Annotated in this window: 25 protein-coding genes; 24 read left to right on the top strand and 1 reads right to left on the bottom strand. The window is 62.0% G+C overall.

Annotated features, from left to right (window positions below):
- Positions 1-136 precede the first annotated feature (136 nt).
- From C8J36_RS09775 to folD, 24 genes are all read left to right on the top strand, one after another.
- Positions 137-1,048, top strand: a complete 912-nt coding sequence (locus C8J36_RS09775) for a flagellin (RefSeq protein ID WP_062595094.1) — start codon at positions 137-139, stop codon at positions 1,046-1,048.
- Between the two features lie 256 nt (positions 1,049-1,304).
- Entirely contained in the window at positions 1,305-2,216 is a 912-nt protein-coding gene (locus C8J36_RS09770) for a flagellin (protein ID WP_062595093.1), read from the top strand.
- A gap of 298 nt (positions 2,217-2,514) precedes the next feature.
- Entirely contained in the window at positions 2,515-3,483 is a 969-nt protein-coding gene (locus C8J36_RS09765) for a flagellin (protein WP_132534434.1), read from the top strand.
- A gap of 462 nt (positions 3,484-3,945) precedes the next feature.
- Positions 3,946-4,599, top strand: a complete 654-nt coding sequence (locus C8J36_RS09760) for a hypothetical protein (RefSeq protein WP_132534432.1) — start codon at positions 3,946-3,948, stop codon at positions 4,597-4,599.
- Entirely contained in the window at positions 4,596-5,786 is a 1,191-nt protein-coding gene (locus tag C8J36_RS09755; RefSeq protein WP_132534430.1) for a flagellar motor protein MotB, read from the top strand. Before C8J36_RS09760 ends, C8J36_RS09755 begins: the two co-directional genes overlap by 4 nt.
- 3 nt (positions 5,787-5,789) lie before the next feature.
- Entirely contained in the window at positions 5,790-7,115 is a 1,326-nt protein-coding gene (gene motC, locus C8J36_RS09750) for a chemotaxis protein MotC (protein ID WP_132534428.1), read from the top strand.
- Position 7,116: 1 nt separating this feature from the next.
- Complete coding sequence (locus C8J36_RS09745; protein ID WP_132534426.1) at positions 7,117-8,880, top strand: flagellar hook-length control protein FliK; 1,764 nt, start codon at positions 7,117-7,119, stop codon at positions 8,878-8,880.
- Positions 8,792-9,418, top strand: coding sequence for a transglycosylase SLT domain-containing protein (locus tag C8J36_RS09740; protein WP_245506513.1), 627 nt, complete (start codon positions 8,792-8,794; stop codon positions 9,416-9,418). The genes C8J36_RS09745 and C8J36_RS09740 overlap by 89 nt, the downstream gene beginning before the upstream one ends.
- Before the next feature lie 293 nt (positions 9,419-9,711).
- Entirely contained in the window at positions 9,712-10,383 is a 672-nt protein-coding gene (locus C8J36_RS09735) for a response regulator transcription factor (RefSeq protein ID WP_062595087.1), read from the top strand.
- A 230-nt stretch (positions 10,384-10,613) separates the two neighbouring features.
- Positions 10,614-11,816, top strand: coding sequence for a flagellar hook protein FlgE (locus C8J36_RS09730; RefSeq protein ID WP_062595086.1), 1,203 nt, complete (start codon positions 10,614-10,616; stop codon positions 11,814-11,816).
- A gap of 23 nt (positions 11,817-11,839) precedes the next feature.
- Entirely contained in the window at positions 11,840-13,306 is a 1,467-nt protein-coding gene (flgK, locus tag C8J36_RS09725) for a flagellar hook-associated protein FlgK (RefSeq protein ID WP_132534424.1), read from the top strand.
- A gap of 1 nt (position 13,307) precedes the next feature.
- Positions 13,308-14,405: a flagellar hook-associated family protein gene (locus C8J36_RS09720; protein WP_132534422.1), complete on the top strand. Its 1,098-nt coding sequence runs from the start codon at positions 13,308-13,310 to the stop codon at positions 14,403-14,405.
- Between the two features lie 36 nt (positions 14,406-14,441).
- On the top strand, positions 14,442-14,789 hold the full coding sequence (flaF, locus tag C8J36_RS09715; RefSeq protein WP_062595083.1) for a flagellar biosynthesis regulator FlaF: 348 nt from the start codon (positions 14,442-14,444) through the stop codon (positions 14,787-14,789).
- Complete coding sequence (gene flbT / locus C8J36_RS09710; protein WP_062595082.1) at positions 14,786-15,235, top strand: flagellar biosynthesis repressor FlbT; 450 nt, start codon at positions 14,786-14,788, stop codon at positions 15,233-15,235. The genes flaF and flbT overlap by 4 nt, the downstream gene beginning before the upstream one ends.
- Positions 15,226-15,654 carry a flagellar hook assembly protein FlgD gene (gene flgD / locus C8J36_RS09705; RefSeq protein WP_062595081.1) on the top strand — a complete coding sequence of 143 codons (429 nt, stop codon included), beginning with the start codon at positions 15,226-15,228 and terminating at the stop codon, positions 15,652-15,654. Before flbT ends, flgD begins: the two co-directional genes overlap by 10 nt.
- A gap of 67 nt (positions 15,655-15,721) precedes the next feature.
- A complete protein-coding gene (fliQ, locus tag C8J36_RS09700) occupies positions 15,722-15,988 on the top strand; it encodes a flagellar biosynthesis protein FliQ (protein WP_062595080.1) in 267 nt (88 codons plus the stop codon).
- 149 nt (positions 15,989-16,137) lie between these two features.
- Positions 16,138-18,225: a flagellar biosynthesis protein FlhA gene (flhA, locus tag C8J36_RS09695; protein WP_062595554.1), complete on the top strand. Its 2,088-nt coding sequence runs from the start codon at positions 16,138-16,140 to the stop codon at positions 18,223-18,225.
- Positions 18,222-18,974 carry a flagellar biosynthetic protein FliR gene (gene fliR / locus C8J36_RS09690; RefSeq protein WP_062595079.1) on the top strand — a complete coding sequence of 251 codons (753 nt, stop codon included), beginning with the start codon at positions 18,222-18,224 and terminating at the stop codon, positions 18,972-18,974. The genes flhA and fliR overlap by 4 nt, the downstream gene beginning before the upstream one ends.
- A gap of 2 nt (positions 18,975-18,976) precedes the next feature.
- Entirely contained in the window at positions 18,977-19,393 is a 417-nt protein-coding gene (locus C8J36_RS09685) for a hypothetical protein (protein WP_062595078.1), read from the top strand.
- 116 nt (positions 19,394-19,509) lie between these two features.
- Positions 19,510-20,085: a rod-binding protein gene (locus C8J36_RS09680; RefSeq protein ID WP_132534420.1), complete on the top strand. Its 576-nt coding sequence runs from the start codon at positions 19,510-19,512 to the stop codon at positions 20,083-20,085.
- A 205-nt stretch (positions 20,086-20,290) separates the two neighbouring features.
- On the top strand, positions 20,291-20,659 hold the full coding sequence (locus C8J36_RS09675) for a hypothetical protein (protein WP_062595076.1): 369 nt from the start codon (positions 20,291-20,293) through the stop codon (positions 20,657-20,659).
- The gene (locus C8J36_RS09670) at positions 20,659-21,225 is read left to right on the top strand and encodes a hypothetical protein (protein WP_132534418.1); all 567 of its coding nucleotides are present in this window, start codon (positions 20,659-20,661) and stop codon (positions 21,223-21,225) included. The genes C8J36_RS09675 and C8J36_RS09670 overlap by 1 nt, the downstream gene beginning before the upstream one ends.
- Before the next feature lie 265 nt (positions 21,226-21,490).
- A complete protein-coding gene (locus C8J36_RS09665) occupies positions 21,491-22,300 on the top strand; it encodes a WecB/TagA/CpsF family glycosyltransferase (RefSeq protein ID WP_132534416.1) in 810 nt (269 codons plus the stop codon).
- Between the two features lie 178 nt (positions 22,301-22,478).
- A complete protein-coding gene (gene folD / locus C8J36_RS09660; RefSeq protein ID WP_132534414.1) occupies positions 22,479-23,378 on the top strand; it encodes a bifunctional methylenetetrahydrofolate dehydrogenase/methenyltetrahydrofolate cyclohydrolase FolD in 900 nt (299 codons plus the stop codon).
- A 71-nt stretch (positions 23,379-23,449) separates the two neighbouring features.
- Here folD and C8J36_RS09655 read toward each other — a convergent pair whose 3' ends face one another.
- Complete coding sequence (locus C8J36_RS09655; RefSeq protein WP_062595073.1) at positions 23,450-24,481, bottom strand: substrate-binding domain-containing protein; 1,032 nt, start codon at positions 24,479-24,481, stop codon at positions 23,450-23,452.
- Positions 24,482-24,634 lie beyond the last annotated feature (153 nt).

Genomic DNA, 24,634 nt, shown 5'->3' with positions numbered 1-24,634 from the left:
ACGCTTACATGACGGGTTTGGTTCTCCTGAGGAATAGCAGGCACCGAGTGGCATGATGCCGAACCGTTATCACCGGTAAGTTAGTCCGGTATGTCCCTAAGTTTTTTGTTTTGTGTACCTTAGAGGGACAGTCTAAATGTCAAGCATCAATACCAACGTTTCCGCAATGGCGGCACTCTCCACGCTGCGCACCATCAGCAACGAAATGGAGACCACCCAGTCGCGCATCTCCTCCGGCCTCAAGGTCGGTTCGGCTTCCGACAACGCCGCCTACTGGTCGATCTCCACGACCATGAAGTCGGACAACAAGGCTCTGGCCACGGTTCAGGACGCCCTCGGCCTCGGCGCTGCAAAGACCGACGTCGCCTACACGGCGGTCGATGCCTCCATCAAGGTCGTCGATGAAATCAAGGCCAAGCTGGTTGCCGCCAGCGAGCCAGGCGTCGATAAGGGTAAGGTGCAGAAGGACATCACGGAACTTCAGAACCAGCTTAAGTCGATTGCAAAGTCGGCATCTTTCTCCGGCGAGAACTGGGTTCAGGGCGCCGCAGGCGGCGCAGTCAAGAACGTTGTCGGCGGCTTCAACCGTGACTCCAGCAATGCCGTCAGCCTGACGACTCTGGATTTCGACACGAACAAGAGCCTTCTGATCGCGGTCGACGGCACGGGTGCCGCGGTTACGGGCGGAAAGCTAACGACCGACCTTACCGGCGCAAACATGACCGGCAAGACGGTTCTGAACCTTGATATCACAAGCCTGTCCAATGTCGATCTTGCCACGGCCCTCTCCGGCGTTGACGCCGTCCTGCAGAGCATGACGGATGCCGGCGCTGATCTGGGTGCACTCAACAAACGGATCACGCTCCAGACCGATTTCGTCAGCGATCTGACGGCTTCGTTTTCGAAGGGCATCGGCCGTCTGGTGGACGCCGACATGAACGAGGAATCGACCCGCCTCAAGGCTCTGCAGACGCAGCAGCAGCTCGGCATCCAGGCGCTTTCGATCGCCAACTCGGACTCGCAGAACATTCTGTCGCTCTTCCGTTAATTGCGGCGGGCTCAGCCCGACACGAACGAACTCGACCAAAGGCCGCGTCTCGCAAGAGACGCGGCCTTTTCTCGTCTGATCGAAAATGTTTTCTGGCCTTAGCTGTTCTTTAACTCTGATAGTGTTTTCTATGGTTATCGAGACAGCGGGTTAACCAAGAGAATTAACACGTTAGCAGGCATGAAGCTGGCCGCTGTCTCCCGGTATAGGCCGGAATGTCCCTTCCATTTTTCCTGTTCAAGAGGGGCAGATCACGATGACGAGCATTCTGACGAATTCTTCCGCAATGGCGGCACTCTCCACGCTGCGCCAGATCGGCGCTGACATGGAAACCACCCAGGGCCGCGTGTCCTCGGGCCTCAAGGTTGGCGTTGCCGCCGATAACGCCGCCTACTGGTCGATCGCAACGACCATGAAGTCGGACAACAAGGCGCTCGGCACGGTCCAGGACGCCCTCGGCCTCGGCGCTGCAAAGACCGACGTCGCCTACACCGCCATGGACTCTTCCATCAGCGTCGTTGACGAAATCAAGGCAAAGCTCGTTGCCGCCAGCGAGCCGGGTGTCGACAAGGGCAAAGTCCAGAAGGAAATCGACGAACTTCAGAACCAGTTGGTCTCGATCGCCAAATCGGCTTCTTTCTCGGGCGAAAACTGGGTTCAGGGTACGGCTGGTGCCTTAAAGAACATCGTCGGCGGCTTCAACCGCGATTCCGCCAACGCCGTCAGCCTGACAACGCTGGATTTCGATACGTCGAAGAGCATGCTGATCGAAGTCGATGCCTCGGGCAATCCTGCGGCAGGCGGTACCGCCGGAAAGCTGACGACCGATCTGGCTGGCCTGACCAACATGAGCGTTCTGACTCTTGATATCTCCGCCCTGACACCCGCTCTGCTGTCAGCCGCTATTTCGGGCGTCGATGGCGTTCTGCAGACCATGACCGACGCCGGTGCAGACCTCGGTGCCCTCAACAAGCGCATCGATATGCAGGCCGACTTCGTCAAAGACCTCAGCTCGTCCTTCGAAAAGGGTATCGGCCGTCTGGTGGATGCCGACATGAACGAAGAATCGACCCGCCTCAAGGCTCTGCAGACGCAGCAGCAGCTCGGCGTCCAGTCGCTCTCGATCGCCAACTCCAACTCCGAAAACATCCTGTCGCTCTTCCGTTAAGAGAAGTAGGAACGCGGGACAGCGTTTCATGCTCCCCGAACAAAGGACCGTCTCGCAAGAGGCGGTCTTTTTTTGTTTGTATTCAACATATTAATGCGCTGGCAATATGGATTGAGATCTGTTCATAAAGATTGACGGCCAAGCGTCGCGCTTAAATCTTTGTTAACCATAACACGATTAAATCATCCTTAAGACGAAGCGCTGCCGATCGGGTAAATCGGGCAGCTGCATGACGCTCCTTCGTCGTCGCGGGCCATCGGCCGCATGCTTTCGATCTTCCAAAAAAGGGTGAACCCCAATGACCAGCATCATGACCAATGCCGCAGCTATGGCTGCGCTGCAGACGCTCCGCACGATCAGTACTGCCATGGAAGAGACCCAGGCGCGCGTTTCCTCCGGCTACCGTGTCGAAACGGCGTCCGACAACGCGGCCTACTGGTCGATCGCAACGACCATGCGCTCCGACAACATGGCGCTCTCCACGGTCCAGGACGCGCTTGGTCTGGGTGCCGCCAAGGTGGACACGTCCTATTCCGCCATGAGCTCCTCGATCGACGTCATCACCGAGATCCAGTCCAAGCTCGTTGCGGCCAGCGAGCCGGGCGTCGACAAGTCCAAGATCAACAAGGAACTCTCCGAGCTGAAGAACCAGCTCGCCGCCGCCGCACAGTCGGCCTCCTTCTCCGGTGAAAACTGGCTCTACAATGCGGGCTCGACCGCTGTCGGCATCAAGTCGATCGTCGGCTCCTTCAACCGTTCGTCGGACGGTTCCGTTTCGGTGACGACGCTGGATTACGACACGTCCACCTCGATCATGATCGATCTTCAGGACCCGACCCGCGGTCAGCTGACCAAGGACATCACGGTCGATCAGCCCGACGGCACAGGCGGCACCGTTCCGACCGAATACCACTTGATCAACGCGCTGGGCGGCACGAGTGCCGCCGGGGCGGTGATCGAATTGTCGCAGGCGACGACGCCGCAGCAGATTGCCGGCATGCTGTCCGCCGTTAACGAGATCCTGTCCGGCCTGACGGATGCAGCCTCCACGCTCGGCGCCATCACCAAGCGCATCGACCTGCAGGAAGGCTTCGTCGCCAACCTGATCGACGTGATCGACAAGGGCGTCGGCCGTCTGGTCGATGCCGACATGAACGAGGAATCGACCCGCCTGAAGGCTCTGCAGACGCAGCAGCAGCTCGGCGTGCAGTCGCTCTCCATCGCCAACACCAACTCCGAAAACATCCTGCGCCTCTTCCAGCAGTAAGCCCGGACAAGGCCTCGCCTCCGCCATCGTCGGGGGGCTAGGCCGTCATTCGCCGGAGCCGCGGTCATCGGCTTCGGTGGATCGGTTGGACCGCGTTATTGCCCGAGCGCGGTCCAACACCCTTCAACCCTCGCACAAGTTTGACCCGCTACTCTCCTCTCGCAGCCCCGTCTCCGGCCCGTGCTCGCCACCCAGGCGCGCCGTCCGGACCGAAGATCCCGCACAGTGCGGGGCAGGGCCGCCGGTGCATCCTGTCCTTGTACCGCCGCTTGCAGCCTTCCGGATTCCGTTCCGCCTGTCTGCTCAACGAGATGTCCGGGCTCTGCCGACACGGCACGGGCCCAGAAGGAGACGGTCGGACGTGCCCATGACCCGTTGTTTCGGCCCCGAAAGCCTGTTGTCCCCAGCCCGCAAACCCTGTGTCCGCAACGATGCGGGACGGGCGATGCCGGAGATGCAACGATGACGGCGCCACTCTCCCGATATCTCAAGGATTTCAGCGCGCCGAAGGTGGACCTGACGCGCGTGCCGAAAACCTATTTTCCCGACATCGAAGAACCCGTCTCGCGCGACACGCGCCCGGTCGTCAAGGCGCCGCCGGAGCCGGTCATCGATATCGAGGCCGAACGCCAGAGCGCCTACGGGCGCGGCCGCGAACATGCCGAAATGGAGATGCGTGCCCGCCACCAGGCCGAGATTGCCGCCTTGCGCGCACAACACGAGGCCGAGTGCGAAAACATCCGCGAGCGCCTCGAGAACCAGGCCGCCGCGATGATCCATCAGCGCTTCAGCGAGATCGGTTCGCTGCTCGCCGGCATGATCTGCGAGCAGACGGCCCAGGTTCTCGCGCCGATCCTGCAGGAAACGCTGACCGAAAAGGCCGTGGAGTCGCTTGCGGCCGCCATCCGCCATTCCATCGACGGCGACGCCGTGAAGATCACCGTGCGCGGCCCGGCCCGGATGTTCCAGGCGCTCGAGACGCGTCTTTCGGACACGGAAGTGACCTTCCGCCATGTGGAAACCGATGACATCGACCTCTCCGCCGAATTCGGCGATTCGATCCTGATGACCCGGCTGTCGGCCTGGGCTGATACCGTACGGAAAGTGATAGCATGAGCGAGAGCAACAGCCATCACGGCAAGAACGAAATCATCATCATCAAGCGACATGCGGCCGCGCATGGCGGCAGCCATGGCGGTGCGTGGAAGATCGCCTATGCCGACTTCATGACCGCCATGATGGCCTTTTTCCTGGTCATGTGGCTGATCAATGCCTCCAATCCGAAGACGAAGGCCGCCATCGCCTCCTATTTCAATCCGGTCCAGCTGACGCAGCAGGAGCCTTCGGAAAAGGGTGTGAAGGAGCCGGCCAAGGACGCCCAGGGCGAAGAGACGCAGGCGCGGTCCAAGGTCGATGGCAACCAGCCGAAGAGCGGCGGATCGGCGAAATCCGGCGAGGACGAATCCGCGACCTCCGGCGAGGAAACGAAATATTCCGACGCCGACTTTTTCGAAAACCCCTATTCCGTGCTCTCCGAAATCGCCAGCGAAGTCGGGCGCGAAACCAATATCAGCTCCAAGGGCGATGGCGGTGCATCCACATCGGGTCCGGCCACCGGCGCCTCCGGCGGCGAAGCCTATCGCGACCCGTTCGATCCCGATTTCTGGGCGAAGCAGGTTGAGCTGAAGAAGGTCGCCGAGACCGGATCGGCGGCCGGCGACAAGACCGGCAACGGTACGGCTGACAATGTCGGGGACGGCAAGAGCGAAGCCAAGGGCGATGCGATGGTCGCGGCCAACGACCCGGCAACGCCGAAACCCGCGCCGTCGGTCGCCGAGACCAAGGCGGCATCCGAACTGAAGGAAGCGATCGAGAAGGAAATCGGCGGGGCGGCCGGCAAGCTTGCCGAGGGCCTCCTGGTGACGCCGACCGAAGGTGGATTGCTGGTCTCGATCAGCGAGCAGAGCAATACCCCGATGTTCGGCCTCGGCTCGGCCGTTCCGGAGCGCGAGACGGTTCTTGCCATGGAGAAGATCGGCAAGCTGCTCTCGACCCGGTCCGGCGCCATTGCCATCCGCGGTCATACCGATGCACGTCCGTTCAAGGCCGGCGGCTACGACAATTGGCGCCTGTCGGCCGATCGGGCGCAGAGCGCCTATTACATGCTGATCCATGGCGGCCTTGCGGAAGACCGCGTCAGCCAGATCAGCGGCTTTGCCGACCGGCGCCTGCAGGTTCCCGAGGATCCGAACGCCGCCGCCAACCGGCGCATCGAAATCCTCATCCAGTCGAACCAGGGCTGAGCCATGACGAAGGCCCTCCGTTTCCTCTTTCTCGGTGCCTGCGCATCGGCCGCGTGGCTCGCAACGCTGTCGAACGTCCGTGCGGCCGGGGAGCAGGACGAAAATCTCCCGCCCTACAAGATGATCCGCTCGCTGCAGCTCGTGCAGGACGGCATCGTGCATGGCGATCTCTCCGCCGCCGATATGCAGCAGTTCATGCTGGGCGCCATCGACAAGCGCCTGATGGCGGCCGACCGCAGCGTCTTTGCCGATCCCCGCAACGTCGATGCGGCGCTGATCTACGCGATGAGCGGCGGCAATCCGAAGACGCTCGCCTATCTCGCCAGGCGCGACATCGACGGCAACTTCGACAATCGCATCACAGATTCTCTCGGCCAGTATCTGAACGGCAAGGGCGGTCTGGTCGTGGAAACGCTGTCGAAGACCATCGACGAGTACAAGAACGCGCCGATCGGTCCCTATCTCTTTCTCGTCTATGGCAATGCGGTGTCCCAGCAGGATCCGCGCAAGGCCGTGAAGGCCTATGACTGGGCCCGTCTGGTCGCGCCCGGCACGAATATCGAGGAAGCAGCTCTCCGCCGATCCCTCATGCTCAGCACACGCGCCGGCAAGATCGACGAGGCGTTGCGCTATTCGCTTTCCTACACGCGCCGTTTCATGACATCGCCCTATGCCGGCCAGTTCGCCGATATCTTCGTGGAGCTTGCGGTTGCAAGCTATGGCGATCGCACGCGGGAGAGGATCGAGGAGATCCTGTCCTTCATGGACAGGCCGCGCCAGCGCGAAGTCTTCCTGCGCCTCGCACGCAATGCGGCGATCGCGGGTCTGAAGCCGTTGACGAAGCTTGCCTCCGAGCGGGCCGCGGCCCTGTCCGCGCCGGCGGATACCGAGCCGAACGCGCTTGCAAGCTTCTATTCGAACCTTGTGGACGTGCCGACGACCGGCATTCTCGACGCGGTCAAGGACATCGAGTCCATCCCCGATGCCGAACTCTCGGCGCGTGACCGCAGCCTGAAAGAGGCCGCCCAGATGGTCGCTCGGGAGGTCCTGCGCGCTCCGGTTCCAGAGGTCGAGGCGTCGATCGACAGTTCAGCACAAGCTCAGGCTGATACACCGTCGTCACAATCATTGTCTCCCGAAGTCCTTTCGGGATCCGGCAGCAACGACAGCCCCTTTGCAGCCCCGGCGGTACCCACGGCGTCCCAGACGGCGCAAGCCGAGGCCGGGCCATCGGTTGCGGCGGAAGCCGATCCGGCGCTGGCGACATTTCTGACGAGCGGAAAGAACAAGCTGGGCGAGATCGACGCCTTGCTTCGGGAGGATATGTAGAATGAATTCCCTTGATGAAGCGCTGCCGGCAGCAAGAACGCCACGCGCCAGCGTTTCCGCCGTCAAGAGCCGCCAGGGCGATGCCGAAGGCGGCGCGGCTTTTCAGAAGGCCTTTGCCGATCTCAAGAACGGACGCGACACGACGGGAACTGCAGACACATCCGCAAACCAGATCGCGGACACACGGGATGAGCCCCTGAAGGAGACATCCGCCGAAAGCGCTGGCAGCCGGAAAGGGCTGCTGACGGAAGCATCGACCGCGAATGTCTTCGGGAACGCCGAGGGCGCCGATCGGAAGAGGCCGCAGGCAGCCTCCGCACCGTCGGTGCGGCTGTCGGCCGCGGCCACACTCTCTGCCACCCTCGCTTTGAAGGCCATCAAAAACGAGACGGCGTCGAATGCCGCTGCAACGTCCTTCGATGATGCGAAAGCGCCGAGCACCGACACGGCTGCAGCACCGGAGCGTCTTTCCGAGAAGGCCGATCGCCTGCAGGCTGCCGCTTCCCGAACGGCGAAAGCATTGCTGGCTGCGAACGAGGCGGCATCGATCGTCACAGTGAAAGACGCCACGCCGGAGCCGGACTCCCAGCTGAAGGACGCCGCACTCTCGGCGATCAAAACCGCAGAGATAACGTCTGTCGTAACACCTCTGCCGACCGTGCCATTGCAGACGAAGGTCGACACGTTCGGCGAGACCGCCGACGCTGGCACCGACATTGATCGGGAAACGGCTCACGAATCGAAGGCCTCGGGCACCGATCAGCGTGCCGTGAATGAGACCAAGCCGGAGGCTACGACCATGGCGGCGGATGCCGCAGCGGCGACGCCGGCGGCAGAGGCCGATATTCGCAGCCTCATGGCCATTCTCGGTCCGGTCACGCCGCCGCCTGCGCAGACTGCGCCGGACGAGAAGAAAATCCCAGCGTCGGAGACCGGCCCGAGAAGCGCGAAGCTCGCGGGCGAGAAGACGAACCAGCCGATGCCGGCGGCATCCGCGCATGCCACAACCCTGCCGACATCGACGGAGGGCGCCGACCAGGTGTTCCGGTTCGCGCGTGCGGATGGCAAGGTCGTACCGATGTCGCTGCGGCCGGATGCCGAACGGACAGTGTCCACCCCGGCAAACGAACAGGCAAGCGCCAAGGCCGATACCGTCACCGTGCTGGATGCCCGCCGCTATCTCGGGATCGCGCCGACGCTCGGCAGCTCCCTGCCGATGACCGCCAATGCCCAGGCCGTTGCCGCGGCCATTACCGGCAATGGCGACCCCACGCAGTCGCTCCAGGCCAATACGGGCCTTCCGGGTGCCGATGGCGCAACGGGCAAGGTGGTCAACACCCTCAAGATCCAGATGCATCCGATCGACCTCGGCCTCGTCACGGCGACGCTGCGTCTCCGAGACGACGAGCTGCAGATCGATCTTCGCGTCCAGACGGGCGAGGCCTACCGCCAGCTCACCGACGACCAGGATGCGATGATCAAGGCGCTGCGCGCACAGGGCTTCCAGGTCGATCAGGTCAACGTCATCTTCACGCCATCCGACAGCGCGAGCGGCAATGACGGCTCTTCCCAGCCGCAGGGCAACCAGCAGCAGCCGTCACAGAACGGACGCGACACCCAGGGCGGCCTTGCGGCCGGCAATGGCGGAGAAGGCCGGAATGGCACGGGACAACGGAATGCGGATGACGGCCGGACAAGACAAGACGCGCTTCGCGAAGCCTCTGCTGCGCCTCAGCCTGGCCCTTCTGACGAGCTTTATTTCTAGCGCTCCAGTCTCCGTGCAGGCGGCATCCGGCTCCGGGGCGGGCTCGGATGCCGGCTTGTGCGAAGGCCAGATCATCGCGGCGGCGGCCAAGTACGGAATTCCCGAGGGCATACTTTATTCGGTGGGGCTGACGGAGACGGGCCGCAAGGGGTCGCTGCAGCCTTATGCCATGAATATCGACGGCAAGGCGGTGTTCGCCTCCAGCGCGGCCGAGGTGCTGCAACGGTTCCAGACGGCGAGGGCGGAGGGCGCAAAGCTCATCGATCTCGGTTGTATGCAGATCAATTATCGCTACCACGGAGAGAATTTCGCGTCGCCCGAGGCGATGCTCGACCCTCGCTCGAACGTCGAATATGCGGCTCGCTTTCTGGCAAATCTGCATGCGCGACACGAGACATGGACCATGGCTGTCGCCCGATATCACGCCGGGCCCAACAACGATCCCGCGCAGAAGCGATATGTCTGCCGGGTGATCGCCAATCTGGTCGCGACAGGCTATGGGAAATGGACCCCCAACGCGTCGTCGTTTTGTCAGTAGCGTGCTTCATAGAACAACCTATGCGATTTCAAACCTGTCATTTCTTGGAGTGCTCCGGCGCAGATTTTTTGGCGCAATTGCGGCGCGTGCAATGGCTGACATTAACACGCGTTAACCTTTCCACAGGATTTCTAGTCGTTGTGCCGAAATGAGCCACTATATCTTGATCAAATCGGTGCGAGACCCCGCAGCTAGTACCATTTCTACCCACCCAAACCCTCTAATTGTGACAAGACGCCACGATTCGTACCAATGACGTATTGGAAAACACCATACTGATTCGGAGCGGACGAATGATCGTAGTGGTTGATGAACGTGAACTTGTAAAAGACGGATATACCTCTCTCTTCGGACGGGAAGGTGTACCCTCCACCGGGTTTGATCCCAAGGAATTCGGCGACTGGGTTTCCACCGCCGCCGACAGCGATATCGACGCTGTCGAAGCGTTCCTGATCGGTCAGGGCGAACGGGCCATGACCCTTCCCCGGGCTATCCGCGATCGGTCCACGGCACCGGTCATCGCCATCAGCGACACCCCGTCGCTGGAAGCCACGCTCGCCTTCTTCGACTGCGGTGTCGATGATGTCGTGCGCAAGCCGGTCCATCCCCGCGAGATCCTCGCCCGTGCAGCGGCGATCCGCCGCCGCCTGAAGTCCCTCTCCAACTTCACCGATATCGGTGCGATCCGCGTCTTCTCCGACGGTCGTGATCCCGAAATCGAAGGCGACACCTTCGCCTTGCCGCGCCGCGAGCGCCGCATCCTGGAATATCTGGTCGCAAACCGCGGCCGTCGCGTCTCGAAGTCGCAGATCTTCAACGCGATCTACGGCATCTTCGACGAGGACGTCGAAGAGAACGTCGTCGAAAGCCACATCAGCAAGCTGCGCAAGAAGCTGCGCAAGAAGCTCGGCTTCGACCCGATCGATAGCAAGCGCTTCCTGGGCTACTGCATCGACTGGAGCTGAGCCTCCAAACTCTGCCCGGTTTCCAAAGGGAGCCATGGCATCTTTCGAAAGCGAACGACGAGGGTTCGCAATCGGAGGACGCCATGGCTCCCTTTCTGTTTCAAGATCTTGTTTCTGTTTGAAAAAAATAAGCACAAACCGTTGCTCGGCGGCGCGGGCGGACAGCCTGAACAGGTTCACGCAAGGCTTGCTTCCTAGTGTCACTAGGACGAACGAAACGAGGATTGGACATGAGTCTCTACGGAATGATGCGGACCGGCGGATCCGGCATGAATGCACAGGCTAACCGCCTGAGCACCGTCGCGGAGAACATCGCGAATGCCAGCACCACCGGCTACAAGCGCACCTCGACGGAATTCTCCTCGTTGATCCTGCCGACCACCGGCGGGAGCTACAATTCGGGTGGCGTCGAGACCAAGATCCGTCGCAGCATCGACGACGAAGGCGCAACGACGGCCACCACCTCCGGCTCCGACATGCGCATCAAGGGCGAGGGCTTCTTCGTTGTCGCCGATGCAACCGGCAAGAATTTCATGACCCGCGCCGGCGCCTTCACCAAGGACGATGCCGGCAATCTGGTCAACGCGGCCGGCTACAAGCTGCAGGGCTATGCCTATGAGAACGGTCAGGCGCCGACCGCCGTTGCCAACGGTTTTGGCGGTCTGACCGACATCAACCTCCAGGCGGGTGGGCTCGTGGCCACGGGCACGACCAAGGTCGCTCTGGGGGCGAACCTCGACATGCGGACGCTCGACAATGCTCCGGCATCGGCGACGTCCATCGAAGTCTTCGACACGCAGGGCAACAAGCGGATCCTCGATGTCGCCTACACGAAGACGGCGACCAACACCTGGCGGGCCGACGTGACGGATCGCGTCTTAGGCACGCAGATCGGCACGACGGCGTTGACCTTCGATGACCGCGGGACCCTGACCTCGACGCCCCTTACCGTGGCGACCACATCGATACCGGTCGGCGGCGCCACGCTGGAGTCGATCGAGATCGACCTGTCCAACACGACGCAGCTCGGCGCCAACTTCACGCCGGTGCCCGGGAATAAGAACGGCAACGCGCCGAGCGCCGTCGCCGGCTTCGAGATCGACGACGAAGGCATCGTCTACGTCCGCTACGCAAACAACGATCTGGACCCGCGCTATCGCCTTGCGCTCGCGACGGTTCAGAGCGTCAACAATCTCGAGCCGCAGGCGGGCAACGTCTATCTGGCGGGTTCCGCATCCGGTGAGGTTTCCCTCGGCTATGCAGGCACGGGCCAGTTCGGCGGCGTCCAGACCAACGCCCTCGAAAGCTCCAACGTCGATATCGCCGACGAACTGACGTCGATGATCGAATCCCAGCGCAGCTACACAGCCAATTCCAAGGTGTTCCAGACGGGTGCAGACCTCCTGGACGTCCTGGTCAACCTCAAGCGCTGATCTAGAAAAGGACGGGCTCCGTCATGTCTCTTGCTTCCGCCATCACCACGGCTCAGACGATCTTCAGCAATACCGGCAAGCAGACGGCCATCGTATCGCAGAACATCGCGAATGTCGGCAATGCCGACTACTCGCGTCGTCTCGCCATGATGGGCGTAGACAACGACGGCCAGCCTTTCCTGAAGGTGCAGCGCGCCCAGAACGAGGCGCTGTCGAAGCAGAACATCGCCAGCATCTCGGACAATTCGGGCCAGTCGCGATTGCTCTACGGCCTGCAGCAGATTCAGTCTGCCTTCGGCGGCGCGGATTATCCGACCGCGCCGGCGACCTACATGACCTCTTTTCGCAGCAGCCTTCAGACGCTTGCGTCATCCCCGAGCAGCATCACCATTGCCCGATCCGCCGTTTCGGAAGCGCGGGACGTGGCGAACGCGTTGAACTCCGCCACCACGGTGCTCAACGATGTGAAGGCGACGACGGACAAGGAAATCGGCGAGCAGGTCACCCAACTCAACGAATATCTCGCAGCCTTCGAAAAGACCAACAACACCGTCGTCAGCCTGGTCGCCAATGGCAAGGATGCAGGCGACGCGCTCGACAAGCGGGATTCGCTCCTGAAGTCGATCGCCGCAATCGTCGGGATCTCCACCACCACCCGTGCCAGCATGGATACCGTCATCTACACGAGCGACGGAAGCGTGCTGTTTGAATCCTCGGCGCGCAAGGTCGAACTGGTCGGCGAGGATGGCAGTTCTTCTCCGCCCTTCCATGTCGAGGTCGACAACGAAGTGCTGAAGGCCGGCACCGGTGGCAACACGACGGCGCAGGGAACGCTCGCCGCTCTCTTCCAGCTTCGCGACGAGGTCGCGCCGATGATGCAGAAGCAGCTGGACGAGATCGCGCGCGGCCTCATCGTCGCCTTCCGCGAAACGGACCAGACGCTTCCCGTTGCAGACCGGGAACCGGGATTGCCGGGTCTCTTCCTGGACGGGACCAGCACGGACATGCCCGCAGCGGCAACGATTTCGCCCGGTCTCGCCGGACGCATCTCGCTCAACGCGGCAATCGACGATAACCCGATGCTGCTGCGCGACGGCGGTTTCAACAATACGGGAACCGCGACGAACTACACCTACAACACGGAAAATGTCGCAGCTTTTACCGGTCGCCTCAACGGCCTCATCGAGGAAATGGGGAAGCCGCAGGCTTTCGACGCGACAGCCGAAATCGGCAGCACTGCAACGCTCATGGGCTATTCCTCAAGCTCGATCGGCTGGATCGAGCAGCTGCGCAAGGCAGCGACGTCTGCCGACGAAATCAAGAGCGCCATGCTGGCGCAGACGTCGCAGACGCTCAGCAACGAGACCGGTGTCAGTCTCGACGAGGAGCTGTCGCTCATGCTCGACCTCGAGCAGTCCTACAAGGCGTCGGCAAAGCTGATGACCACCGTGGACGAAATGCTCAAATCCCTGCTGGACATGGTGAGATAATATGAAGACGTCGTTCATTTCCAACCTGGCGGTGCAGAACGCCATGCGGCTCAGCGTCCAGCGCGGCCAGCAGGAAGTCGTGAAGCTTCAGCAGGAAGCGACGACCGGCGTTCATGCCGATCCCGGCGCCTCGCTCGGCTCAAGCGCTGCGCGCCTGGTCAGCCTCAAGGACGAGCTGCAGCGTCTCGCCAACATCAAGGATACCAACGCTCTCGTCACGCAGCGCCTGTCGACGTCGCAGCTGGCCGTCGAATCGATGCGCAAGGCAGGCGAAGAGATGAACACGACGCTGGTCGGCGCCATGGGCGTGGAAGATGCGTCCCGCCTCGGAAACACCAAGACGGCGGTGATCTCGACATTCAACGCCTTCTTCGTGGCGGCGAACTCGCAGTCGAACGGTGAGTACCTTCTCTCGGGCGTCAATTCCGACGCCCGTCCGCTGCTGCCCTATGCCGAGAACGAGGCCGCCAAGAAGACGTTCTACGATGCGTTCGAAAGCTTCAAGCTGGAAAACAACGGCGACCCGGCCAATACCCCGATTGCGACCCTCAAGGATCTGTCGGCCGCACAGATGCGGGATTTCATCGATCGCAAGGTCGTGCCGCTCTATGTCGGCGATACGAGTGCCGGCGAAAAGGCCGTTCCCGATCAGTGGATGGCGGACTGGTCGAAGGCCTCGGACAGCAATGTCCAGAGCCGCATTTCCGGATCCGAAGTCGTCGCGTCGAACACGAATGCCAACGAGGCGGGCGTGCGCAAGATGGTGCTGGCCTCCGTGCTGGCCACCGAACTCATCGCGGCGGACCTCACCAGCGAGGCGCGCCTGGTCGCCAACCAGAAGGCGCAGAATTACACCCAGCAGGCCATTTCCGGCATGATCAGCATGGGCAGCGATCTAGGCACCTCCGAAGGTCGCGTCTCCAAGGCCAATACGCTGCTGGATTCCCAGACGAAGCTGCTCATCACCCATGTCAGCGATCTCGAGGGGGTCGATCCCTACGAGGCCACCACGCGGATGAAGGCCCTGATGACGCAGATCGAGACGTCCTACACACTCACGTCGCGGATGCAGCAACTGAGCTTGATCAATTTCCTCTGATGCGAAGAGGCTTAGACAAACATGAGGGATGTCTGAATGTATCAGTTTTCGTATGCCGAGATCATGGAGGATGGCGTTGTCGACTCCAAGGATCGTGAGCGACAGGTCCTCGACCGTTCGATAGCGCTTCTCGCATCTGCCGGCCGGCAGAAGGGATACTCCCGGGAAGCGATCGAGGCGGTCTACTACACGCGGCGCCTCTGGATCCGTTTTATCGAGGACCTGCGCGCGCCCGACAACCAGCTGGACGAGTCGCTGCGCGCCAACCTCATCTCCATCGCCATCTGGATTTTGAGCGAGACCGAGAAGATCCGCAAACGCGAATCCTCGAACTTCCAGGGCATCATCGACATCACAACCATCATCAGGGATGGACTGAAATGAAAAGCACACTGCGCATCTCGCTGAAGTCGGGCGAACGGATCTTTGTGAATGGCGCCGTTCTGCGGGTCGATCGCAAGGTTGCCGTCGAGTTCCTGAACGATGTCACCTTCCTGCTCGAAAATCACGTCCTCCAGCCGGAGGAGGCGACCACCCCGCTGCGTCAGCTCTATTTCATCGCCCAGATGATCCTGATCAATCCGGAAGGGGCCGAGCAGTCGACGATCATGTTCCGCAAGTCGATCGTCATGCTCCTCAACTGCTTCAAGAACGACGAGATCCTTTCCGAGCTGAAGCGCGTCGACGGTCTCGTCATGCAGGGCCGCGCCTTCGACGCCCTGAAGGCGATCCGCGGCCTCTATCCCATCGAGGACAAGATCCTCAACGCACAGGAAATGGCACCCGCCATGATCGAACATATCCGCAAGGAGATCGCACCATGGCGGTAGGCAGTCTGATCGGCGCGACGGCCGCCACGAGCACGACCACCACGACGACGTCGACGGCAAAGGACGCGGCCGCCGCGTCCTCCAAAGCCAACCTCAACTATGACAGCTTTCTGAAGCTGCTCGTCGCCCAGATGAAGAATCAGGATCCGACGCAGCCGATGGACAGCACGCAGCAGATCGCCCAGCTCGCGACCTTCTCCCAGGTCGAGCAGACCATCCAGACGAACACCAATCTGGAAAGCCTGCTGCAGCGCACCTCGCTCTCGGAAGCCAATGCCGTCATCGGCAAGACGGTGACGAGTGCGGACGGCAAGACGACTGGCGTGGTGAAAGAGGTCACGCTATACTCCGACGGAATCGTTGCGCTTCTGGAAAACGGCACCAAGCTTGCCATCGGTCCCGGCGTTTCGGTAAAGTAAACGTTTAGGCAAAATAGCCGCGTCGGGCGGAACACCGCCCGATCCTCCGTCGCGAAGTGACATTGCAATGAATGAGGCCGACGCTCTCGACATGGTTCAGACGGCGATGTGGACGGTCGTCGTGGCGTCCGGTCCGCCCGTTCTCGCCGCCATGATCGTCGGTCTCGTCGTCGCACTGATCCAGGCGCTGACGCAGGTGCAGGAAATGACCCTGACCTTCGTCCCGAAGATCCTGGCGGTTCTCGTGACCGTCGCCATCGCCGCGCCGTTCATCGGCTCGCAGGTGTCGATCTTCACGGACATCGTTTTTTCCCGCATCCAGACCGGCTTCTGATCCCCCTGTAACGCGCTGACGCGGCTCGGCGCGCATCGGCCGAACCGGATCGCCAGCCATCCCCGCGCAAGCTTGAGCGCCTAGAACGGTCGTCACAGGGGCGACAGGTATGAATGTCGCCCGCCTCTCATGACGAGACGGACATTCCGATGGCGCAACCTCCTGCAATTGTCATTCCCAAGATCGCCCCGAAAGGGCGCGATATCGGCTTCGCGCTCGGTATCGTCGCGATCCTGTCGATCCTCTTCCTGCCGATTCCGCCCTTCCTGATCGACATGGGCCTGGCCTTCTCCATCGCCTTTTCCATCCTCATCCTGATGGTATCGCTCTGGATCCAGCGGCCGCTCGATTTCTCGTCCTTCCCGGTCATTCTGCTGATCTCCACCATGATCCGCCTCGCGCTGAACATCGCGACGACGCGCGTGATCCTGTCGCACGGCCACCAGGGGCACGACGCGGCCGGCAGCGTCATCGCGGGCTTTGCCAGCCTCGTGATGTCGGGCGATTTCGTCATCGGTCTGATCGTCTTCCTCATCCTGATCACGGTAAACTTCATCGTCATCACCAAGGGTGCCACGCGTATCGCGGAAGTCGGCGCCCGCTTCACCCTCGATGCCATTCCCGGCAAGCAGATGTCGATCGACGCCGATCTATCGGCCGGCCTGATCAACGAGAAGGAAGCGCAGCACCGCCGGCGCGAGCTGGAGGAGGAAAGCTCCTTCTTCGGCTCCATGGACGGTGCCTCGAAATTCGTGCGCGGCGATGCGGTCGCGGGCCTGCTCATCACCGGCATCAACGTGTTCGGCGGCATCATCATCGGCTATTTCCGCCACGGCATGTCGATCGGCGAAGCGGCCGACGTGTTCGTCAAGCTCTCGGTCGGCGACGGCCTTGTGTCGCAGATCCCGGCCCTGATCGTCTCGCTCGCGGCCGGCCTTCTCGTGTCGCGCGGCGGCACCTCCGGCTCCACCGACCAGGCGGTCGTCGGCCAGCTCAGCAACTATCCCCGCGCCCTGATGGTCGCCGCAGGCCTGCTCGGCATGCTGGCCATCATTCCCGGTCTGCCCTTCATTCCCTTCGCCACGCTCGCCGTCGGCATGGCCGCCATGGCCTATATCATTCCACGCCGTGCCGCCGCCGCCAGCCAGCTGAAGCGCGAGCAGGACCTGCAGACGGCAGCCCAGGTGAAGGACAGCGAGAAGGACAGCGTCAAGTCGGTCCTGAAGACCGCGGAAATCGAGCTGCTGCTCGGCAAGCAGGTCTCGACCCGACTGCTCGGCGCCCACCAGGAACTCGCCTTCCGCGTCGGCAAGATGCGCCGCAAGTTCGCCAGCCAGTACGGCCTCATCGTGCCCGAGATCAAGGTCTCCGACGATATCGCCGTTCCGGACAAGGCCTACCATATCCGCGTCCACGGCACGACGATCGCCTCGAACACGGTCCGTGTCGGCGAAGTCATCGTCGTCACCGGCGGCGGCCGGCGGCCGACGGTTCCCGGCGACGACATCCGCGAGCCCGCCTTCGGCATGCCCGCCGTGTCGATCCTCGAAACCTTTACCGAAGACCTGAAGCGCGAAGGCTTCCACCCGATCGACAACGTGTCCGTCGTTCTCACGCACCTGTCGGAAGTCATCCGCAACAACCTGCCGCAGCTTCTGTCCTACAAGGACGTGAAGATCCTCATCGAGCGTCTCGATCCGGAATATCGCAAGCTGGCCGACGAGATCTGCACGTCGCACATGTCCTATTCGGGCCTGCAGGCCGTCTTGAAGCTGCTGCTCGCCGAGCGCGTCTCCATCCGCAACCTGCACCTGATCCTCGAAGCGGTGGCCGAACTCGCCCCGCATGTCCGCAAGACCGAGCATATCGTCGAGCATGTCCGCGTGCGCATGTCGCAGCAGCTCTGCGGCGATCTGTCCGACAACGGCACGCTGCGCGTCCTGCGCCTCGGCAACAAATGGGACATGGTGTTCCACCAGGCGCTCAAGCGCGATGCGAAGGGCGATATCGTCGAGTTCGACATCGATCCGCGCCACCTCGAAGAGTTCAGCGAGGAGGCGACGCGGGTCATCCGCGAGCATCTCGACCGCGGCATGCCGTTCGTGCTGGTATCTTCGCCCGAATCCCGCTCTTATGTCCGCATGATCATCGAACGCCTGTTTGCCACGCTGCCGGTCCTCAGCCATGTCGAGCTTGCAAAGGGGCTCGAGATCAAGATCATCGGCTCCATCTCATGATAACCGACCCGGAGGGCACGGTGCTCGCGCTGTTTGCGGCATTCTGCCGGATCGGCGCCTGCATCATGGTCATGCCGGGTTTTTCCTCGGCGCGCGTCTCCGTTCAGATCCGCCTCTTTACCGCGGTCGCGATCTCGATGGCGATCCTGCCGATCATGTGGAACGACATCTACCCGCAGATCGCCGGCAAGGGGCACACCTATATCTACATCATCACCACCGAGATCGTCATCGGCAGCGTGATCGGCCTGATCGCGCGCTACTACGCGCTCGGCCTGCAATTCGTCGGCTCGGTGCTCACGATGATGATCGGCTTCACGGCACCACCCGCCAGCGACGTTCTCGAAGACACCGCGGAAAACCAGGTGACCAACCTGATCTCGTTCGGCGGATTGATGGTGCTCTTCATGCTGGATTTCCATCACGTGATCTTCGAGTCGATCTTCGACAGCTACAAGGCCATGCCGCTCGGCGTGGGCTTCGATCCGCAGGGCATCCTGATCACGATGACCAATGCGCTCGAAATGACCTTCATGATCATGCTGCGCCTGTCGAGCCCGTTCATCATCTACGGCCTGCTGTTCAACGTCGCCCTCGGCATGGTCAACAAGCTGGCGCCGCAGATGCCGCTCTACTTCATCTCGGCGCCCTACCTCATCATGGGCGGCATGTTCCTTCTCTATCTGGGCATCGCCGCCATGCTGCGGCTCTTCGCCGACGGATTTGCCGTCGTCATGCAGGGAATCTAGCCATGGCCGGAAACCGTTCCGACAAGCTGAAGCGCCTCGTCGCCGTCCAGCGTCATCTCGAGCAGATGGCGGAAAACGAGCTTTCCGAAACCGCGCGGCAGCGCCGGGAGCTTGCGACCACGATCGACGTCGTGGCGGATGCCATGGGCTCGGCCAAGCCCCTTCACGCGATGTTTTCGGGTCATTACGCTTCGCAGCTCGGACGGCTCGCCCAGAAGGACCAGATGCTCGAAGGCATCCAGCAGGTGCACGAGGCGCGCGTGCTGAAGGAGCGGGCCAAGGGCGACCGGCTGGCCGAGCACATGAAGGATGCCCGCGCGCTCGAAGAGCGGGCCGCCGCGGACGATGCGATCTATGATCTGATCGACCAGCACGTCATGCAGGGCGCGCCAGCTTCCGGTAAGCTTGACCACTCATAGTGGCCGTATCGACTGGACGCGGCTTTCATCGCTCCGTTCACCCAAATACGGATTTTCATTGCAGATTTCGCGCCCATGTCAGGGATTGCGGACGGCATGACGAAGGAAGCAACCGGATGGCCATTTCTCCTCCGACCGATCTGGTGATGGATGTCCTGCGGGCGGCCGATCCGACGCAGGTCAAGGAAGCGCAGGCGCGTCTGCAGTCCAACCGGGCCGCCTTCCGCGCCTCGAGCCTTGCGGAAACGGGCAACGGCTTTTCCAACACGGTTGCCATTCTCAACCAGAACCAGGGCGGCTCCGGCCTCGGGGATATCAACAATCGCGCCGAGCCGAAAAAGGTGCCGGAAACCTACCGCAAGTTCGAGGCCATGGTGCTGCAGAATTTCGTCAAGTCGATGATGCCGAGCAACAGCGAGGACGTCTACGGCAAGGGTACGGCCGGCGACATCTGGAAGAGCATGATGGCCGAGCAGATCGGCAACGTCATGGCAAAGGGCAACGGCGTCGGCATTGCCGCCAGCATGGTTGCCGATGGTGCCGGCGGCACGAGCATGACCAATCGCGTCAGCGCTCAACTCGACGGCAACAGCGCCAACATGGCCCAGAGCATGGTGCAGGAATATCAGCGCAAGGCGCTGGAAGGCTTCCGGGCAGGCGACGCTCTGTCGGCGACGGACAGCAGGGACTGAATGGACGCCCGGCCCTGAAGGGGCGGGCGCTAAAATTCGGCGACCGGCATCATCGGATGTTCGGGCGCCGGCAGAGGTTCATGTTCCGCACGCGACGGCAGGGGGCTGGCCCCTAGGCGGTGAGACGCGCGGACAATCAGGAATGCAGGCGGCAGGGTGAGCGGCGATGTTCACGCGAGCGCCATGCCAAGACGGGAGACGTTCTATGGAAATTCATGCTTCGGGCGACGTGCGGATCCGCAATATTCTGGGTCGGCTCGAGATGATTCTCGACAATGAGAATGCCCGCATCGGCGTCGATCCGACCTTCGACCTCAAGGCCTCCAACCTGCGCAAGAGCCGGTGCCTCTACGAGCTGACCATGCTCAACCGCAAGGAGACGCCGGCCGACGCGACGCCGTCCTACGTGTCGCAGGCAAAGCATATCCGCAACAAGCTCGCGACCAATTCCGAAAAGGTCGAGGCGCATCTCGACGCGTGCCGTTCCGTGGTCGAGCTTCTGAAGACCGCTGCGCAGGATGCGGATGCCGATGGCATCTACTCCGAAGAGCAGTTCCGTTACGGCGCGATGTAATGATCAAGCTTCTTCTCGTCGGCGTCTGGGTCGCAGGCATCACGCTCGGATCGGTCTATGCCTCGATGCGCTACACATCCGCACCGGTGGAATCCAGTGAGGAGCAGGCGCGGCTGGCCGTGCAGGAATATCTTCCCGGCGAGATGATCACGGTTCCCGTCCTGCGCGATGGCGGCGTTCAGGGGTACTTCCTGACGAAGCTCTCGTTTGCCGTCGACAAGACGAAGGTGAAGGCGTTGCAGGTTCCCTTCAAGGAAACCGTCACCAATGCGCTGTTCGACATTCTCGTCGGCAAGCAGCTGATCAATGTCGAGGACAGCAAGTCCTTCGATCTTGCGAACTTCAAGTCCGCCGTGAAGGCGGGCCTGAACGAGCAGATGAAGAATGAGGTCGTCTTCGAGGTTCTGGTCGAGCAGCTCGAATATCTCTCCAAGGCGGACGTCGCGCGTGTCGCCAACCCCGACACCCGCAAGCAGCCCGAGCCCGTCGCCCTCGTCGATCGCAACGGCAACACCGCACACGACGTCATTCCCGGTGCCAAGGAAAAGATTGCCGCCGGTCACTGAATCCCGTTTCTTTCGCTTAATGTTCGTAAGCAAAGTCTTAACGCGCGAAAACGCTTTTGATTGAATGGTTTAAACGCGATTTCAGACCGCTTTGCTAGTGTGCCGTCATTGATCCGAGGATCGTGACCGCACTTGCACCGGGGAATGTTCGTATTCGCTGGCCACGTCGATATCGCGCAGAGCGATGGCATACGAAGGCCGTGAAAGACGAATGAGGGACGATGCTGTGTGCGTGCGTGATGCTCCTTGATGGAGGATTGCCTGCATGAAGTATTTTCCGCCTGTCTCGCTGCAGCCGTCCCATCGCGATATCCTCGACCTTGCGGTCTGCGATTTCGGATGGGAGGAAGCCTTCACCTTCGTGGACGAAGTCGCTTCGCTGCCGATCGGGCAGACGATCATTTCCTTTCTGAATGCCAACAATGCGAACTACATGATGACGGATCCGGACTACCGTTCGATCCTCGACCGGCACGTCGTCCTGCCGGACGGCCATGGCATCGACATCGCCTCCAAGATCTTTCACGGCAAGCCGTTCCCCGCCAATCTGAACGGCACCGATTTCGTGCCGGCGATGCTCACCTACATGCGCGCGCCGCGACGGGTGGCCATGATCGGCGCGCGATCCGACGTCCTGCAGCGGGCGGCCGAGAATTTTGCTAGGCACACACCCTGGCACACCTTCCTTCCGGTCTCGGATGGCTATTTCGATGTATCGGAATCGGACGCCGTGATGGCGCGGGTGCGCGAGACGAAGCCGGACATCCTGCTGATCGCCATGGGCACGCCGCGCCAGGAAAAATGGATCGACCGCTATGTCGGCCCGGGTCACGCCCGGCTGGTGCTGGGCGTCGGCGCGCTGTTCGATTTCGTCGCCGGCGAGGTGCCGCGCGCGCCCGAATCGATCCGCCGCATGCGGCTGGAATGGCTCTACCGCATGACGATCGAACCGCACCGCCTGTGGAAGCGCTACGTCATCGGCATTCCGCTCTTCCTGCGCTATGTTCTCTGGCGCAAGTTTGCCGGCCCGCAGACGGCGCGGTCCCAGCCGGTGCATCGGCTGACATCGCAGTAGGGCGTGTCCCGGCCCTGCGCGCCGCGCCGAAAACGGTGCACCGGGGAGCGATCTTCCGGCGCAGCGGCCATGTCGGCCTTGAAATCCCCGCGAAGAACAGCTTAGGACGCATTGAGGCGATCTGCCGGCGTCCCCGCCCTGTATGTCCCTCAGCTTGAACCAGATGCGCGAGGGCCCGATGAGCACCGTTATTGATGGAAAGACTGTAGCCGCGTCCGTTCTCGAGCGGGTCAAGACATCGGCGCGCGCGCTGGAAGAGCGCCAGGGCGTCAAGACCGGTCTGGCCGTCGTCATCGTCGGCAACGACCCGGCCAGCCACACCTATGTCTCGTCCAAAAGCCGCATGGCCAAGGAATGCGGATTTCTCTCGGTGCAGCACACGCTGCCGGAGGAAACGACCCAGGAAGACCTCGCCGCCATCGTCGATCGCCTCAATGCCGATCCATCGATCCACGGCATTCTCGTGCAACTGCCGCTGCCCGAACATTTCGATTCCGATGCCATCATCCAGTCGATCAAGCCGGAGAAGGACGTAGATGGCCTCAACGTCGTCAATGCCGGCAAGCTTGCGACGGGCGACCTGAAGGGCGGTCTCGTTTCCTGCACGCCGGCCGGTGCCATGGTTTTCGTTCGTCAGACGCACGGCGCCGATCTCTCGGGCCTGAATGCGGTCGTCATCGGGCGCTCGAACCTGTTCGGCAAGCCGATGGCGGCGCTGCTGCTGGCCGCCAACGCCACCGTCACGGTCGCGCATTCGCGCACCCGCGACCTGCCCGCCGTCTGCCGCAACGCGGATATTCTGGTCGCCGCCGTCGGTCGGCCGGAAATGGTGAAAGCCGCATGGGTCAAGCCGGGCGCGACCGTCATCGATGTCGGCATCAACCGCATCGCGGCACCGGAACGCGGGGAGGGCAAGACCCGCCTCGTCGGCGATGTGGCCTTTGCCGAATGCAAGGATGTCGCCGCGACCATCACCCCGGTTCCCGGCGGCGTTGGGCCGATGACCATCGCCATGCTGATGGCCAACACCGTCATCGCCGCCCACCGCACGGCTGGCGTGGAAGCCCCGACGTTCTAACAATGACGTTCTAACAATGACGTTCTAGCAATATCGACAGAAACTCGCCCGAGGCACAAAACGAGACGATCTCAGCGCCGCGGTGCCGGCTTGGTCGAGTCGCGCAGGATCAGCTCCGCCTGCCAGATCTCGCGTTCCAGCGCGTCCTCCGGATTGAGCACATGGGTGATCAGGCGCTCGGCGACCCGCGCGCCCGCCGCCCGCAGCGACGATTGCGTCGTCGTCAGCGGCACGTTGAAATGCTCGGGTTTGAGCAGCGGCAGCACGTCGTCATGCGCAATCAATGAGACGTCATCGCCGACCTTCAGCCCGGCGCGGTTCAGCGCCCGGACGACGCCAAGCGCCATGACCGTGCTCGAGCAGAGAATGGCGGTCGGCGGCCGGGCGTCGGCCAGGAAGCCGGTCGTCGCCCGAAACCCGTATTCGTCCGTCATGAAGTCATGGGCGATCAGCACGTCCCGCGTCTCCAGCCCGGCCTCTTTCAGCGCAGCCAGCATGCCGGCCTTCCGGCGCATGGCGAAGGTCAGGTGCTCCTGCCCGTTGATGAGCGCGATGCGGCGATGCCCGAGCGAGATCAGCAATTGCGTCGCCTCGTAGAAGGCGCCCTCGTTGTCGATGTCGAGAAAGGGGTAGTCCTCGGTCTGGCCGATGGCCCGGCCGTGCACGAGATAGGGGATCGGCAGCGACCGCAGCATGTCGATCCGCGGATCGTCCCGGCGGACGGAGGCGATGAACAGCGCATCGACATTGCCGCTGGCGGCCAGCCGGCGAAAGGTCGTCTCTTCCTCCTCCGGCGCGCTCGGATTGATGACGAAATGAAAATCATGGCGAACCGAAGCCTCGCCCAGACCCGTTAGGAAGGCGCTGAAATGCACGTCCGCGTCGATATCGGGAGCAACCGTCATGACGAGCCCGATCGAGGCGGCGCGGCCCGTCGCAAGCCTCTGGGCCGCCCGGTTCGGCCGGTAGCCGGTGTCGCGAACCGCCTGCAGCACACGCTCGCGTGTTTCCGCGTTCACTTCGGGATAGCCGTTCAGCGCCCGGCTGACCGTCGTCTGCGAAAGCCCCAGCATTTCGGCAAGCTGCTTGAGATTGACGACCATCCTCCAAACTCCTGCCAAAGCGCTTTGATCTCCTCCTCAAAGCGGTATGATTGGTCAGTATCACCAAAGACTTGTCCGTGCAAAAGAGTTTCCCGATGCGGCATTGCAAACCTGTGCTGCACTGCGAGTTAACAACTTGCGATGGACGGTGAC

Origin of the sequence: Rhizobium sp. PP-F2F-G48, from assembly GCF_004342335.1 — a bacterium.
Lineage (GTDB): Bacteria > Pseudomonadota > Alphaproteobacteria > Rhizobiales > Rhizobiaceae > Ferranicluibacter.
The sequence above is the reverse complement of the archived record's forward strand: the minus strand, read 5'-3'. Positions and strand labels throughout refer to the sequence as shown.

Excerpts from the sequence above, each read along its gene's own strand:
- C8J36_RS09775 (WP_062595094.1), top strand. The coding sequence starts at position 137 with ATGTCAAGCATCAATACCAACGTTTCCGCAATGGCGGCACTCTCCACG.
- C8J36_RS09770 (WP_062595093.1), top strand. The coding sequence starts at position 1,305 with ATGACGAGCATTCTGACGAATTCTTCCGCAATGGCGGCACTCTCCACG.
- C8J36_RS09765 (WP_132534434.1), top strand. The coding sequence starts at position 2,515 with ATGACCAGCATCATGACCAATGCCGCAGCTATGGCTGCGCTGCAGACG.
- C8J36_RS09760 (WP_132534432.1), top strand. The coding sequence starts at position 3,946 with ATGACGGCGCCACTCTCCCGATATCTCAAGGATTTCAGCGCGCCGAAG.
- C8J36_RS09755 (WP_132534430.1), top strand. The coding sequence starts at position 4,596 with ATGAGCGAGAGCAACAGCCATCACGGCAAGAACGAAATCATCATCATC.
- motC (WP_132534428.1), top strand. The coding sequence starts at position 5,790 with ATGACGAAGGCCCTCCGTTTCCTCTTTCTCGGTGCCTGCGCATCGGCC.
- C8J36_RS09745 (WP_132534426.1), top strand. The coding sequence starts at position 7,117 with ATGAATTCCCTTGATGAAGCGCTGCCGGCAGCAAGAACGCCACGCGCC.
- C8J36_RS09740 (WP_245506513.1), top strand. The coding sequence starts at position 8,792 with ATGCGGATGACGGCCGGACAAGACAAGACGCGCTTCGCGAAGCCTCTG.
- C8J36_RS09735 (WP_062595087.1), top strand. The coding sequence starts at position 9,712 with ATGATCGTAGTGGTTGATGAACGTGAACTTGTAAAAGACGGATATACC.
- C8J36_RS09730 (WP_062595086.1), top strand. The coding sequence starts at position 10,614 with ATGAGTCTCTACGGAATGATGCGGACCGGCGGATCCGGCATGAATGCA.
- flgK (WP_132534424.1), top strand. The coding sequence starts at position 11,840 with ATGTCTCTTGCTTCCGCCATCACCACGGCTCAGACGATCTTCAGCAAT.
- C8J36_RS09720 (WP_132534422.1), top strand. The coding sequence starts at position 13,308 with ATGAAGACGTCGTTCATTTCCAACCTGGCGGTGCAGAACGCCATGCGG.
- flaF (WP_062595083.1), top strand. The coding sequence starts at position 14,442 with ATGTATCAGTTTTCGTATGCCGAGATCATGGAGGATGGCGTTGTCGAC.
- flbT (WP_062595082.1), top strand. The coding sequence starts at position 14,786 with ATGAAAAGCACACTGCGCATCTCGCTGAAGTCGGGCGAACGGATCTTT.
- flgD (WP_062595081.1), top strand. The coding sequence starts at position 15,226 with ATGGCGGTAGGCAGTCTGATCGGCGCGACGGCCGCCACGAGCACGACC.
- fliQ (WP_062595080.1), top strand. The coding sequence starts at position 15,722 with ATGAATGAGGCCGACGCTCTCGACATGGTTCAGACGGCGATGTGGACG.
- flhA (WP_062595554.1), top strand. The coding sequence starts at position 16,138 with ATGGCGCAACCTCCTGCAATTGTCATTCCCAAGATCGCCCCGAAAGGG.
- fliR (WP_062595079.1), top strand. The coding sequence starts at position 18,222 with ATGATAACCGACCCGGAGGGCACGGTGCTCGCGCTGTTTGCGGCATTC.
- C8J36_RS09685 (WP_062595078.1), top strand. The coding sequence starts at position 18,977 with ATGGCCGGAAACCGTTCCGACAAGCTGAAGCGCCTCGTCGCCGTCCAG.
- C8J36_RS09680 (WP_132534420.1), top strand. The coding sequence starts at position 19,510 with ATGGCCATTTCTCCTCCGACCGATCTGGTGATGGATGTCCTGCGGGCG.
- C8J36_RS09675 (WP_062595076.1), top strand. The coding sequence starts at position 20,291 with ATGGAAATTCATGCTTCGGGCGACGTGCGGATCCGCAATATTCTGGGT.
- C8J36_RS09670 (WP_132534418.1), top strand. The coding sequence starts at position 20,659 with ATGATCAAGCTTCTTCTCGTCGGCGTCTGGGTCGCAGGCATCACGCTC.
- C8J36_RS09665 (WP_132534416.1), top strand. The coding sequence starts at position 21,491 with ATGAAGTATTTTCCGCCTGTCTCGCTGCAGCCGTCCCATCGCGATATC.
- folD (WP_132534414.1), top strand. The coding sequence starts at position 22,479 with ATGAGCACCGTTATTGATGGAAAGACTGTAGCCGCGTCCGTTCTCGAG.
- C8J36_RS09655 (WP_062595073.1), bottom strand. The coding sequence starts at position 24,481 with ATGGTCGTCAATCTCAAGCAGCTTGCCGAAATGCTGGGGCTTTCGCAG.